The 14,535-nt window shown below is 51.9% G+C and carries 9 protein-coding genes and 1 pseudogene; 8 read left to right on the top strand and 2 right to left on the bottom strand.

Annotated features, from left to right (window positions below):
• Position 1: 1 nt before the first annotated feature.
• Complete coding sequence (locus ACKU4E_RS11230; RefSeq protein WP_320171163.1) at positions 2 to 2,050, bottom strand: S16 family serine protease; 2,049 nt, start codon at positions 2,048 to 2,050, stop codon at positions 2 to 4.
• A gap of 633 nt (positions 2,051 to 2,683) precedes the next feature.
• On the opposite strand from ACKU4E_RS11230, the gene ACKU4E_RS11225 reads away from it, so the two are divergent.
• From ACKU4E_RS11225 to ACKU4E_RS11215, 3 genes and pseudogenes are all read left to right on the top strand, one after another.
• Positions 2,684 to 3,151: a hypothetical protein gene (locus ACKU4E_RS11225; protein ID WP_320171162.1), complete on the top strand. Its 468-nt coding sequence runs from the start codon at positions 2,684 to 2,686 to the stop codon at positions 3,149 to 3,151.
• A 46-nt stretch (positions 3,152 to 3,197) separates the two neighbouring features.
• Positions 3,198 to 4,997, top strand: coding sequence for an SLC13 family permease (locus ACKU4E_RS11220; protein ID WP_320171161.1), 1,800 nt, complete (start codon positions 3,198 to 3,200; stop codon positions 4,995 to 4,997).
• A 135-nt stretch (positions 4,998 to 5,132) separates the two neighbouring features.
• Positions 5,133 to 5,393 (top strand): annotated as a pseudogene (locus tag ACKU4E_RS11215) (hypothetical protein); the annotation flags it as partial.
• 93 nt (positions 5,394 to 5,486) lie between these two features.
• On the opposite strand, the gene ACKU4E_RS11210 reads toward ACKU4E_RS11215, so the two are convergent.
• The gene (locus tag ACKU4E_RS11210; protein ID WP_320171160.1) at positions 5,487 to 7,292 is read right to left on the bottom strand and encodes an SLC13 family permease; all 1,806 of its coding nucleotides are present in this window, start codon (positions 7,290 to 7,292) and stop codon (positions 5,487 to 5,489) included.
• Between the two features lie 1,390 nt (positions 7,293 to 8,682).
• Here ACKU4E_RS11210 and ACKU4E_RS11205 point away from each other — a divergent pair.
• From ACKU4E_RS11205 to ACKU4E_RS11185, 5 genes are all read left to right on the top strand, one after another.
• Complete coding sequence (locus ACKU4E_RS11205; protein WP_320171159.1) at positions 8,683 to 9,930, top strand: MFS transporter; 1,248 nt, start codon at positions 8,683 to 8,685, stop codon at positions 9,928 to 9,930.
• Positions 9,931 to 10,593: 663 nt separating this feature from the next.
• Positions 10,594 to 11,937, top strand: a complete 1,344-nt coding sequence (locus ACKU4E_RS11200) for a Na(+)-translocating NADH-quinone reductase subunit A (protein ID WP_320171158.1) — start codon at positions 10,594 to 10,596, stop codon at positions 11,935 to 11,937.
• 5 nt (positions 11,938 to 11,942) lie between these two features.
• Positions 11,943 to 13,142 (top strand): NADH:ubiquinone reductase (Na(+)-transporting) subunit B, encoded by a 1,200-nt coding sequence (locus ACKU4E_RS11195; protein ID WP_320171157.1) that lies wholly within the window; start codon positions 11,943 to 11,945, stop codon positions 13,140 to 13,142.
• Positions 13,135 to 13,914 (top strand): Na(+)-translocating NADH-quinone reductase subunit C, encoded by a 780-nt coding sequence (locus ACKU4E_RS11190; protein ID WP_320171156.1) that lies wholly within the window; start codon positions 13,135 to 13,137, stop codon positions 13,912 to 13,914. Before ACKU4E_RS11195 ends, ACKU4E_RS11190 begins: the two co-directional genes overlap by 8 nt.
• Positions 13,907 to 14,530 (top strand): NADH:ubiquinone reductase (Na(+)-transporting) subunit D, encoded by a 624-nt coding sequence (locus ACKU4E_RS11185; RefSeq protein WP_320171155.1) that lies wholly within the window; start codon positions 13,907 to 13,909, stop codon positions 14,528 to 14,530. The genes ACKU4E_RS11190 and ACKU4E_RS11185 overlap by 8 nt, the downstream gene beginning before the upstream one ends.
• Positions 14,531 to 14,535: the final 5 nt, after the last annotated feature.

Below are 14,535 nucleotides of genomic sequence, written 5' to 3'. Positions count from 1 at the left end.
CTCAACTCATTGCCAGTTTCAGGGCTTCGTCAAGCCTGCTTACCAGACGTATCTCCATGCCTTCGAGAACTTCCTCTTCGATACTCTCGACCGCGTTCGCACATTTGTCCGGAAGTACTATTGTGCGGATGCCGGCTCGTGATGCGGCCATGACCTTTTCGCGCACTCCGCCTACCGGCAGTACGTCCCCGTGCAGTGAAATCTCCCCGCTGAAGGCCATGTCTTCCGGAACAGGTCTTTCCGTAAGCTGCGAAAGAATGGCTACCGCAATGGTTACCCCGGCCGACGGACCTTCCTTGGTTACCGCTCCTGCGGGGATGTGGACATGGATGTCCGAAGACTCGAAAAAGTCCTGAGCAAGGTCAAATTTTCCGGCGTTGGCACGCAGGTAGCTCAGAGCAGTCTGCGCCGACTCCTGCAGGACTTCCCCCAGTGATCCGGTGAGAATGAGTTTTTTGTTGCCGAACATCTTGGCCGCTTCAACAAAAATGATCTCTCCGCCGTTTTCCGACCAGACCAGTCCCGTAGCCACACCAACTTTCGGGGCACTCCCTACCGAGGCGCTGAAATGCGGCGGAGGGCCGAGCAGGGCCGCGAGGCTTCCGGTATCGACTTCAAGGGGGCCGGAACCGTTTTCATCGGCCAGCTTTCTGCGGGCCAGCTTTCTGCAAAGCGCGGCGATCTGCTTATCAAGACTCCTCAGGCCGGGCTCTCTTGTATAATCGCTTATCAGCGTTTTTATCGCTTCGTTGCTTACCTCCACTTCGGAGACAACCAGCCCGTGCTGCCGCAACTGGGACGGGAGCAGAAATTCGCTTGCGATTTTCTGTTTTTCACGAAGGGTGTAGCTTGAAAATTCTATCATTTCCAATCTATCAAGCAGCGGTCCGGGGATGCGCTCAATGATGTTGGCCGTGGCAATGAACAGGACCCCGGACAGGTCGAAGGGCAGCCCCAGATAGTGGTCAACGAATGCCGAGTTCTGCTGCGGATCGAGAATTTCCAGAAGTACGGAGGTTGCGTCCCCCTGAAAGCTCTGGATTATCTTGTCCAGCTCATCAAGCATGATAACCGGGTTGCGTACTCCGCATTTGCGTATACTTTGCAGGAGTCTGCCAGACATGGAGCCCACATAGGTCCTGCGGTGTCCGCGCAGTTCCGATTCATCCCGCAGTCCGGCCAGAGACAGGCAGATAAATTTTCTGCCCATAGCCTCGGCAATGGCCTTGCCTATGGAAGTCTTGCCGGTTCCCGGAGGGCCGCTGAAGCACAGTACCGGACCCCGGAGGCCCTGTATGCGCTGGTTCTTGCCCAGCAGTTCGTAAACATAGTCCCTGAGTCTGGTCAGGTTTACCGGCTTTCCAAGGTATTGGTCGGCTCCCCGTTTCATGGCGGTAACTGCGGTTTTTACCGTGGCATAGCCGGTAAGCATTATGACGCCCGTATCCGGCCAGCGGCTGCGCAGCACCTGAAGCAGTTCAAGGCCGTCCATTCCGTCCATTTTAAGATCGGTTATGACTATATCCGCCTGCTCTTCTTCCATGGCGGCAACGGCTTCCAGCCCGTTTCCGACAGTACGGACCGTAAAGCCTTCATGCTCGAAAATTATGGAAAGGTTCTCCCGCGCGATGATTTCGTCATCCGCTATAATGAGATTCGGATTGATGCGGCTGTGCAGGTTCTTGACCGCAAGAAATTCAAGAATCCTTTCCTTGACGTTGTCCAGTCCGTAGTGGCGGACATCAAGGATATCCTTGGCTCTTTCAAGGTCCAGGTCATCTTTTGTTGTATTGTTCCACGGAAGAGAAAGGATGAAGTCCACATAATTATATGCAAGGGCGAATTCAGGTGCGGAACTGTCTATCTTGAGAAGACGTTCACATTCTTCGCGGGCAGTTGCAAGTATCTGCTCAGGCAGGTCCGATTCCTCGACTCTTTTGAGCAGTTCTTCCGCAGCACTCTCCGGTTTGAGGTTTATTTCCTCCGGCTCCTGGACCTCTTTTTCCACCGGCTTTTGACTCTCTGAATTCTTCCTGTTGAACCACTTCATCCGCCATCCCTCCAGGCTGCTCTCATATGTCGGTTAAAGTGAACCCGTGCGGGCCTCACTTACTGATCGTGGCAACATATCACTTATAAAGTCGGCTGTTAATGTTGCACTTTGAAACATACCTTCCAATGAGTTTTTCTGGTCCGCTCAAAAAAAGTGTTCAGAGCAAATTATACTGATTTTATTATATTTTTTTCTTAATGAGTGTGCGTTTACATTTGCGAACAGCTCTGGCTGCCGGATTAAAGCCGGTCTAAAAACAGTCCTTGTTGCAAATAGCAACGCCTTCAAAACCTTTTGTAATCGGGAAATTTGGCTTTTGTGATTGTTAAGCCTTTCACAATCGTTGCGTATAGTAACGGTTAAATTTGGCGAAAAAAAGATTATTTTCTGTAACATTCTGAATTTACGAATGTTATCGCTGTTACTCTTCTTGGCACGCTTATTGATGAAAAGAGGGGCAGAAAGGAAATTTAACCAGGAGGCACCATGGCTACCGTACAGAATTTTATCGGTCTCTTAGAACGGTTTTACGCAACAAAGGCGGAGAATCATTCCAACACCTGTAACGTGGGCAAATGGGCCATTAATCGGGACCAGTCATTAACTGACCCAAAAGAAAGGGGGGTTTTCTTGAAGTCATTACTTAACCGTTTTCGAGTCAACAGCGGAAAGACTGCCGTACCTCAAGTAGAAAACGATAAACTGGTAGACAATCTTTCCGAAACAACCTCGGTTGGCGGAAAGATCCTGGTCGTGAGCAAGGGCGCTGCATTTTCCGGCAAGGTCGTCAGCTATGCTGTAGAAATGGCCGCCAGAACAAAAAGCAGCCTTGTGGCTTTGAACCTTGACGAACAGGGTTCGGATTTCGGTAACTTCTGTTCCCAGTCCGAGGAGAATATCTCCGATTTTTCGTCAAAGGCCAAGGAAGCCGGACTTCTCTTTGCTCACGTAGTGAAGCATGGAAAGGAAGACTCGGTCGTTGCTGATCTTCACGAGCAGGACGGCAACCTTCGTTTCGTTATGGAAGATGTTGCTACCAGCAAGTCGGCCGGCAGGGCCATCCCCGTGTACACACGAGCGATGCTCCGGGTAAAATAGACCCGACAGCCGACATTGCTCTCCAGATATCAAAGGATTACTTTTCATGACTCCAGAGATTCTTCTAGTAATGGCAGTACTGGCCTTTGCTGTACTGCTTTTCATATTCGAATGGGTAAGAGTGGACGTGGTAGGCATCATCATGATGGTACTGCTCCCTCTGCTCGGGCTCGTCACTCCTAAGCAGGCGATCAGCGGTTTAAGCAGCAATGCGGTTGTTTCGATCATAGCTGTAATCATCATTGGCGCCGGGCTTGATAAGACCGGTGTGATGAATTCAATGGCAAGAGTCATCCTGAAGTTTGCAGGTAAAAGCGAGACAAGGATCATGTCCCTGATCGCCGGAACCGTAGCAATCATTTCAGGATTCATGCAGAATATCGGGGCCGCAGCTCTTTTTCTGCCTGCGGCCAAGCGAATCGGCAACCAGACCGGGGTTCCTATCGGAAGACTGCTGATGCCGATGGGCTTCTGTGCCATTATCGGCGGCTGTCTGACTCTGGTCGGTTCCAGCCCTCTGATTCTCCTTAACGATCTCATGATTGTCGGCGGCAAGCATTATGAACCTTTCGGTCTTTTCGGGGTTACTCCCATAGGATTGATCCTGATAGCCGCCGCAATTGTATACTTCATCCTCTTCGGAAGATTCATTCTGCCGAGCAAGAGCGTTGATGAGGTTTCCGGGCCCATGTCCGAACTGCTGACCGACACCTACGGCGGCATCGGTTCCCTTTTTGAGCTTCATGTGCCCGAAACATGGAGTTCCGACCGGGACCTCAGAGGACTTGAGCTCCGTCCCATCTACTTCTCCACAATCGTAGCCATCGCGCGTGATAAGGGTAAAACGCACAAGATAGCCCCGGAGGCTCTGGAAAAGATACTTCCCGGAGACCATCTGGCTGTCGTCGGTCCCCTTGATTTCGTCCGCAACATGGCCGCTGATTTAGGGTGGGAACTCAAAGAAGAACTTGCCACGTTTGCTGAAGAACTTTCACCCAACAATGCCGGTATCATGGAGGGTATCATTACCCCCCGTTCCGAGCTTGTGGGCATGACTCTCAGACAATTGCGCATCAGGGACCGCTTTCAGGTTTCCCCTCTTGCGATTTTCAGGGGAGAGAAACTTTTCATCAGCGGACTTACCGATATCAAGCTGGAATCCGGTGACGCGCTTCTCCTGCACGGACGCTGGGAAATGTTCCACATGCTCAAGGACAGACCCGACTTCGTCTTCACTGAAGATGTAAAGGGCGAAATTCTGCGCACTGAAAAGGCCAAGGTGGCCCTCATGTGGCTCGGCGTTTCGCTGGTCATGATTCTGGGACTTCATATCCAGCTTTCCATAGCACTTCTCACAGGTGCTCTGGGTATGGTCCTGACCAAGGTCCTGTCCATTGACGAAGCCTACCAGTCTGTGGACTGGATGACCGTATTTCTCCTCGGAGGACTTATTCCCCTGGGAATGGCCTTTGAAAATACGGGCGCGGCTAAATATATAGCCGATACCATCATGGCGGCGCTGGGACAGCCTTCGGCTCTTGTTCTGCTTACTGTAATCGGTGCACTGACCTCGTTCTTCACTCTGGTCGCATCGAACGTGGGCGCAACGGTTCTGCTGGTTCCGTTGTCCATGAACATGGCGCTTAACGCCGGTGTTGATCCCCGCATTGCGGCTCTCACCGTTGCTGTTGCAGCGTCCAACACCTTTGTTCTGCCTACCCATCAGGTCAATGCCTTGATCATGCGTCCGGGCGGATACAAAACTATCGACTACGTCAGGGCCGGAGCAGGGATGACCGTATTGTATATGGTTGTCATGATCTTCGCTCTGATGACACTTTATTAATAAGTTACGGAAAAAGACCGGATCTGCTCCGGTCTTTTTCCGTGGATATTTTATAATCTTTCGGGCCCACTCTCCTGACTAGGATGAGTTGTCAGGCCCTGATCGATAAACTGACAGGCCCGCATCATTGCGGGCTTGTGTTGTCGTAAGCGGGTATCTGTTCTCCTCCGCCAAGGTAGTCTAAGAGCTCGTATAAATTCGACATACCGGCCAGCAGCAATAAACATCGGATTCAATAATCCCGGTGTGGCACCCCCTGACGGCCGGGTTGATTATCCATCTCTCCTGACACAGGCCCGCACTCCGGTCATGCGGATTTTTCTGCGGCCGGATGGTAGTCTCGTATTACCATACACCATCACCATGTCCCTTACGGGACTTGCGGCAGTCCGGTTCAACCGGGCAGCCGTCCCGCAGCCAAGCGGCGCGTCCCGTTCCGGCGGATCTCCTCCTCCGGAACGGGACAAGGCGTGTTCAGGCGAACAGACCTCAAAAGAAAATACGCATCCCCGCCACAAGCACGATCAGGAAAATGATTGTCATGCCCGCACCTGCCTTCAGGTAGTCTATCGGTCTCAGGCCTGCAGGCCGCATTATAAGCGCGTTGACCTGATGGGTCGGAAGGACGAAAGTATTCGATGCTGCCAGCGCCACAGTCATGGCCGCCGCCCTGGGGTCGCATCCGCAGGATAAAGCCAGGTTCATGGACAGAGGAACAAGCAGAACCGTGGCCCCTACATTGGACGTGAACAGAGTAAAGAAGGAAGTCAGAAGGGCTATGCTGGCCAGCAGGACTATGGGGGAAGGAACCCCGAGCATGTGCATGAGTGAATCGGCAATGAGTTTTGCCGCGCCGGTGTTCTCAAAGGCCAGTCCCAGAGGGATCAGTCCGGCCAGCAGGAATACGGTCATCCAGTCCACGGAAAGGTATGCTTCATCAATGGACAGGACCCCGCTGAGGACCATGCACAGAGCGCCGAAGAAGAGTGCTATGGACAGCTGTATGTTCAGCACAAGGATCATGAACAGTGATATGGCGAGACAGGTCAGTGCTGCGGTAGCTTTATCCTCCCTTATCTCTTCTCCCCTTATCGGTTCAGTAAAGACAAGGTCGTTCTGATCCTTCAGCCGGTGAAAGGCACTCCATTTTCCGTGCAGCAGCAGGGCATTGCCTTCGCTTACCGTCTGGACCGACAGGTCACTTACAGTGATTTCATGTCCCATGAAAATGGCGAGCGGTGAAACTCCGTATTTCCGCCTGAATTGAAAGTCGCCGACCCTCTTGCCTATGAGTGCTGAGCGCGGGGTGACTATCCCTTCCATGATCCCTGCATTGGCGGGGGCCAGATCATCGGCAAACACCTTGAGCTCATCTTTGTAGATCCAGCCGAAATCCCGGGCCAGTTTTTCCACGAACATGGGCGGCCCGACAACTGCCAGACAATCCCCCGGTGAAAGTTCGTCTTCGGAAAGGGGGGCTACAATACGCTTGTGGGTAACGTGGTTGTATGCGGCAAGGACTGTGCAGGCATAATTGGCGCGAATCCTTAATTGCCCCAGCGACTTTTTGGTGAAACCGTTTTCCGGAATGACCATTTCGTATATCTTACCGACTTCGTGGTAGGTTTTATCCAGCAGAGGGGATAGAGGGCCGCGTTCGCGAATCTGCTTGCAGCCGGGAAGAATTTTTTTGCCCAGCAGGTAGAAATAGATAAGAGCGGCTATAATGAGCATGATTCCGATCGGGGTCATGCTGAACATGCCGAAATGTTCGTATGATTTGCCTTGGACAACCAGCAGGTCGTTAAGCAGTATCAGCGGGCTGGAGCCAACAAGGGTCAGGGTCCCGCCGATAATGGCACAATAAGCCATCGGCAGAAGGATATGGGCCACCGGTATTCCTGTCTGCGAGGCTATACGTCTTGCTGCAGGCATAAACAGTGCCGCTGCACCTATGTTCTGCATGAATCCGGAAATGACTGCTACAGTTCCCGATACCATGGCGGTGATTCTGCTTTCCCTTTTGCCGGCAAAGCGGAGAATCAGTCTTGCCAGCCTGTTCATAACACCTGTTCTGTCCAGCCCAGCACCGATGATGATGACGGCAATTATCGATACAACCGCGTTACTGCTCAGTCCGCTCACAGCCTGCTGCGGCGTGACAAGACCAAGCAGCGGCAGGCCTACCATGACGATTATACCCACGACATCAACGCGGACACGATCAATAATGAACAGGATGATAACAACAAGTAGAACGCAAAGGACCAGCACGATATCTGGAGTAACTGTCATAAGGATAAAATTGCTCCTTGTATGAATGTTGATCCTGCCGTGATAGCTGCCCGGACAGGACATCTTCTGGACTGCGGAGTCTCTTATCAACTATAATTGGTTATGGCGGTTCTGCGCAACTCCCAAGTTGGTTTTCTTCATAATTTCCGGGAAGGCAAATCCAGTGCAGCATAAATAGCGGACTACGCCTGCCGCATAAGAACGTATATTCGTGTACTGTTGAATGCTAATGAATTTATATTCAGCACTTTGAGCAGATTTATTGAGTAAAATTTGTATATAAAAATTAAAGGGCTGATATCCTGGAAGATATCAACCCTTTAATTTTACTGATTAAGCCAACATATACCGCTGTACACATTTCATTGAAATGCGACAAAATTTTCAGGAAAATCGTTAGCAGGTAATTATTCACCTGCAGAACTATATAAATAAAATCCCAATCAGAAAATAAATCGGATAAAATAAATATTTTACTCGATACACGTTCCAGATATTTTTATGAATAGTTGATATAATTATTCACAATCATCAAAAACGAAAATTGGGATTACAATTCTATGGTTTTAAATAAAATATTTTTTCAGCATACACTCCTGTCTGTTAAAGTTGTACATAAAACATCCCCACTTGATGTTTTCATCATACAGTCCACCCAACGCAGGTTGAAATAGTATAGCAAAATATGAACCAAATTGTTTTATTATTTAATAACGGGCTGTTGACTGTTATTCAGGTGGTTCGGAGTGGGCCGAAAAATTAGCAGCATATAAATCTGCAAACATGTTCCTCATTTGCCTGCAAGATGTTGCTCAAGAAAATATTTTATATTTCAGTGCGTTATCTTTGATGCGGTATTTTTAACCCATTTGTCTTATCGTAATGGGTCAGAATGACACGAACAGAGAGGCTTTCATTCTCAGGCTTTTGGGTACAGTACCGATTGTGCTCTTTTGGATAGCTGTAACTTGCTAGACTTGTTGGAAATAAAAATATCTGGAAGCTGTTCCTGTGGAATTGCCGGGCACTCATAAGACGGTAACGAGGCTTGTAATTTGCAGAATCTGCTGTGCAGTGCAGTTGTGTGTCCGGTTTTGTACCGGTATTTCTGCTCCTTCACCATGTCGAGGCCGTGAGGCATTTATTTCCACTGGAAAGGTTTATTTCCGGAATATCCTCTCGGACTGCGGATAAATATCCTCCACATGCTGAGTTTTGTGTGGGTAATAGCCTTCATCTGGAATTCTTGAAAGAATAGTATTTTCGACTCGGTCTTCAGGATATCCTTGCTTTTCAGTGGCGCTGGAAAATGTCGCCGCCCGTAATGAATTTCTTGCTTTCTCTGTCGCTGCAACAAAAAATAGACTGGCCCGTCATCAGGAAAAGACGTATGCAGAAATCCCGTATAAGCGGAAAGTTATGGAGGTTCTGCAGGATGAGGCTTGATCTGTTCTGGCGGGGCATGCTTGATGAATGTTCCGAATCCCGGAGGCGTACCGCTCAGGGAGTGCTTGCCGCCGCTTTTTTTTCCACTCTCGGTGTGGGGGCCTTTACTTTTGCCATGTCCCTGAGTGCCGGATCATCAGGACTTTCCTCATATTGGCTGGGACTCGCTTTTTCCGGCTATTTCCTTGCCCGGCTGGTGCTTGCCCCATTGGCCGGCTACTGTGCCGATTTCATCGGTCCCATGCCTATGCTGCTCACCGCAACGGGGCTGGGGGCGGCAGTTCCATTGCTGCAGTTTTTTTTTCCTGCAACGGAAACTCTGGGAGTCATCCAGATCAGCCTCGGATTCTGTTCCGGTATCGTCAAGCCGGTCAGCATGTCTCTGCTTGGCGATTGTGTTCCCGATGAAAGGCGGGGGCGGCTGTTCGGGGCATACAATACCTTTCTTTACGCCGCTCTGGTTACCGGGCCGCTTGTCGGTGGACTGGCCGTCAACCTGCAGGGGGGAATACAGTCCCTGATTCTGTTCTGCCCCGGCGTGGGTATGGGGCTTGCCTTTCTGGCCTTTCTGCGTGCCAGCACATCTTCTCCTGTCAGCTCCATGCGGAAAGATAAAGCAAAGGGCGGTCCTCCATGGCGGGACATGTCTTTTCTTTCCCTGCTTCTGGCTGTTCTGGGACGCACAACAGGGGCATCCGTTGTCATCACCTTTCTGCCGCGTCTGATCAATGAGCGTTTCGGCCTTGACGGCATGCTTGCCGGGCTTTTGTTTGCCCTGCCCAATATCATGATTATTGTAGGCATGCCGGTGACCAGCCGCTGGGCGGATGTTCGTGATAAATCCGGGCTTACCTTTCTGGGTATGGGCATATGTGCGGCCTGCCTTTTCGCATTCGGGCAGCCTGTTTCGGTGTGGAGCTTTGCCGGGCTTGCAGCCTTGATGGGATTCGGGTCTGCGCTGTCTCTCCCGGCTTCCATGTCGCTTGCCTCCGAGATGGGACCGGCCAAAGGAAGCGTGATGGGCGTCTTTCTTGGTGCTTCCAATCTAGGTTTCGTCCTTGGGCCGGCATTGTCCGGTCTTGCTGTGCGAAACGGGGGAATGGCGGATGCCTTCGAGCTGGTCGCGCTTTTCAGCGGGTTGTGTCTTTTACCCACTTTTCTGGTTATGAGCAGGAGACTTTACGCCGAATAAAAGCTTTTGTTCCGTTTTTTTTGAATATGATGTCTTTACCCAGAAAAAAACATTTAACACACTGGATTTGATGCGCTTCGCGCTTTTGATAAACGGATTTCGCCGCTGGCAGCCAAAGGGGATAATCCATCTCTGCTCTCCACATCCCTAAGACTCGAAGCAAAGCTTCTCGCCTAAGGGCTGATGGGCCTTTGGAATCCCTAGTTGTTGAAAAAGGCGGCATTTAAAGTATCCACTTAAATCGAATACCTTGCGAGGTTAAGGCAATAGCCTCGTTTTTTTAAAAGAGATTTTCGGAAACAGGGTGTTTTTTTCTGCATGCCTGGTCTTTTTTTCACCTCTCCTTCTTGGCGTAACACGAGCTTAATGCGCATGATTCCGGTTTATTCCGGCATGTTGTCTCTTTTTTTGCAAATGTTCAGGAGAAAATTTTCACAAAATCTTGACGTAACATTTTGTTGAAGATAGGCTTCAATTCCAACGCAAAAATCTCCGTGTGATTTATCCCACTCAAACGGATTTCTTTATTCGTACACACGGAACAAGATGAAATCTCACAGTCCACCTGTCCAGGATGCGCCAGGGCGTCATAGCCTATGCGTATTGATCTGTTGCACCCGAATTAAAGTCCGTTGTAACCTTTAGGGACAAGGTGTGTTTTCCATGATAAAACTCAAGAAAGGACTCGATATTCCTATCTCGGGCGAGCCTGCGCCGGATTTCTTCGAGGGAAATCCTCCGCGTACCGTAGCGGTCCTTGGCAGTGACTATGTCGGCATGAAGCCCAGCATGGTTGTTTCCGAGGGGGATACGGTTAAGCTCGGCCAGCCGGTCTTTATGGACAAGAAGACCGAAGGCGTCGTTTTTACGGCACCGGGAGCGGGCAGGGTCGTTGCCATCAATCGAGGTGATTGCAGGGCGTTGCAGTCCGTGGTCATCGAATTGGACGAATCTGCCGGAGCGGTTGAATTTCCGGTATATGAATCGGAAAAACTGTCCGGGCTGGACCGCCAGACCGTTGCAGACAACCTGGTAGCCTCGGGCATGTGGACGGCATTCCGCACGCGCCCGATGAGCAAGACCCCGGTTCCCGGATCAGTTCCGCATTCCATTTTTGTAACGGCCATGGATACCAATCCGCTGGCCGCAAACCCCGTCCCCATAATCTGGAAGGATTCCGATGCATGGCTGGACGGCCTGAAAATTCTTACCCGGCTCACCGACGGCGACGTGAACGTCTGCGCAGCAGACGGAGTCACCCTGCCGCTCATTCAGGACGTGAAGCTCCGGATTTTTTCCGGGCCGCATCCTGCAGGTCTGGCCGGTACCCACATCCACTTCATAGATCCCGTAGGGCCGAACAAGACGGTCTGGCATCTGAACTGCCAGGACGTTATCGCCATCGGCAAGCTTTTCACCACGGGCAGACTGGCTACGGAAAGATATATCTCCCTGGCCGGTCCGATGGTCGCCAATCCGCGCATAATCAAGACCCGTCTGGGCGCGAATATCGGCGACATTCTTTTCGGAGAACTGCTTAACGGTGATGTCCGGGTAATTTCCGGATCAATACTTTCCGGTTTCAAGGCCGACGATTGTCTGGCCTTTCTCGGCCGGTTCCATTCCCAGATCACAGCCATTGCCGAAGGCGGCAAAAGCGAGTTCATGGGCTGGATGGCTCCGGGCGGAAACAAGTTCTCGTCAAAGTCCGTGTTCCTGTCTGCGTTCCGCAACAAGGGCCGCCGTTTTGCGCTGAACACTCTTCTGGGCGGCAGCCATCGTGCCATCTTCCCGACCGGAGCGTTTGACGAGGTCATGCCGCTGGACATCCTGCCGACGTATCTCGTGCGTGCGCTGGCCGTAATGGACACGGATGAAGCCCAGGCGCTCGGCTGCCTGGAACTCGATGAGGAAGACGTCGCCCTGCTGTCCTTTGTGGACTGCGGCAAGAACGATTTCGGGCTCATGCTGCGCGAAGTCCTCACTCTTATCGAGAAGGAAGGATAGGATCTATGGGAACTCTGCTTAAAAAACTACACAGTGCCGTCACCGGAGATGGAAAGTATAAAAAATACTATCCGGTCTACGAGATGGTGGACACCTTTCTGTTCTCCCCCACGGAGACCAGTTCGGGAGCGCCCCATGCCCGAGATGCCATTGACCTCAAGAGGGTCATGATCACGGTTGTCTTCGCCCTTATCCCCTGTTTCTACATGGCTATGTGGAACACCGGATACCAGGCCAACTCGGCTTTGGCCGCCATGGGCCTGCAGGCCGGAACAGGCTGGCGCTGGAGTGTGATGGGCATGTTCGGACTCGCAGCCAATCCGGAAAGTTTCGGTGCGAATGTGATTCTCGGCGCTCTTTACTTCTTTCCCATCTACATCGTCTGCAACATCGCGGGCGGATTCTGGGAAACTTTGTTCGCCGTTGTGCGCAAACATGAAATCAACGAAGGCTTTCTGGTAACCGGATCGCTGATCCCGCTTATCGTCCCGCCGCATATCCCCCTGTGGCAGGTGGCTCTGGCCACCAGTTTCGGTGTGGTCATCGGCAAGGAGATCTTCGGCGGAACAGGTAAAAACATTCTCAACCCGGCACTGCTTGCCCGCGCTTTCCTCTTCTTCGCCTATCCCGGACAGATTTCCGGTAACGGCGTGTGGGTGGCTGTGGACGGATATTCCGGTGCAACCCCGCTGGCCCTGGCTTCCGGTGGCGGCATCAACGCTGTCATGGCCAAGTATTCGTGGTGGGACTGCTTCATCGGCACCATTCCCGGTTCACTCGGTGAAACTTCAACCCTGGCCTGCCTTATCGGCGGGGTGGTCCTGATCATTACCGGAATCGCCTCGTGGCGTATCATGGTATCCATTCTCGCCGGTGCGTTCACCATGGCTGTTGTATTCAACGCCGTAGGAAGCGCCACCAACCCTATGATGACCGTGAGCCCCCTGTGGCATCTGGTCATGGGCGGACTGGCCTTCGGTATGGTCTACATGGCCACGGACCCTGTTTCCTCGTCAATGACACCTAAAGGACAGTTCTATTACGGGGCGCTCATCGGGATCATGATCATCCTGATACGAACGGTCAACCCGGCCTATCCAGAGGGCGTCATGCTGGCGATTCTCTTCGGTAACGTGTTTGCCCCGATCATCGACTACTTTGTCATGAGGGCCAATATCAAGCGAAGGATGGTGCGCAGTGTCTAACGATTCCACGAAAAAAGTTTTTGTTGTGGCGTTTTCCCTGTGCCTGGTCTGTTCGCTGCTGGTTTCCACGGCGGCGGTCGGGCTCAAATCCATCCAGGAAAAGAACAAGGTCCTGGAACGCAAGGAAAACATTCTCAAGGCCGCAGGCATATATAAAGACGATGTGCCTGTAGACGAACTCTACAAACAGATTGAACCCAAGGTTGTGGACCTTTCCACCGGTGAATATGTGGACATGGATCCAGTTGCCTATGACCAGCGCAAGGCGGCGAAGGATTCCGAATCCAGTATCGCCATACCTTCCGGTAAAGACCTTGCAGGCATCGGACGCCGTGCGAAATTCGCCAACGTGTACCTGCTGAAGGACGGCGACGAGTTGAAGCGCATTGTTCTGCCTATCCACGGAAAAGGGCTTTGGTCCACCATGTACGGATTCATCGCGCTCGCTCCGGACTTCAATACGGTCAAGAACTTCGGTTTTTATGAACATGCCGAAACTCCGGGCCTGGGCGGCGAAGTGGACAACCCCAACTGGAAGATCCTCTGGGTGGGCAAGAAAGTCTACGATGACAATGGCGAACCGGTCATAGACGTCATCAAGGGCAATGTCGGCTCCGATGATCCCAAGGCCGAATACAAGGTGGACGGACTGGCCGGCGCAACGCTGACATCTCGCGGTGTTGCCAAGCTGGTTCAGTACTGGCTCGGACAGGGCGGCTTTGAGCCCTATCTCAAGCGCCTCGCCGCTGAGGGAGGAGGTCAGAATGGCTAAATTCAGGGAAGTTCTTCTCAAACCGCTTCTGGAAGACAACCCCATTGCCGTCCAGATTCTCGGAATCTGCTCGGCTCTGGCTGTCACCACCAAGCTGGAAACGGCTTTTGTTATGGGACTGGCGGTTACTTTCGTCACCGCGGCATCCAACGTATCGGTCAGTGCAATCCGCAAGCATATTCCTTCAAGCATCCGAATCATCGTCATGATGACCATCATCGCGACGCTGGTCATTATCGTCGACCAGTTCCTGAAGGCGTTTGCTTATGGAATCAGCAAGCAGCTGTCCGTTTTCGTCGGACTCATCATCACCAACTGCATCGTCATGGGGCGTGCTGAAGCTTTTGCCATGCAGAATGAGCCCCGGCTCAGCCTTGCCGACGGTATCGGGAACGGTTTGGGCTACGGCCTGGTTCTGATCACGGTCGCCTTCCTGCGTGAGCTTTTCGGCTCCGGCAAGATCTTCGGACTGACCGTTTTCAAACTGTCTTCCGCCGGCGGCTGGTACGAGCCCAACGGGCTTATGCTTCTGCCTCCCAGCGCTTTCTTCATCATCGGCCTGCTTATCTGGTCGGTGAACGAGTATGAAAAGCGCAAGAACAGCAGCAAGCGCTAAAGGAG

Source organism: Maridesulfovibrio sp. (assembly GCF_963677005.1).
GTDB lineage: Bacteria > Desulfobacterota > Desulfovibrionia > Desulfovibrionales > Desulfovibrionaceae > Maridesulfovibrio.
Note: the sequence above shows the minus strand (reverse complement) of the source record. Positions and strands in the feature narration are given on the sequence as shown.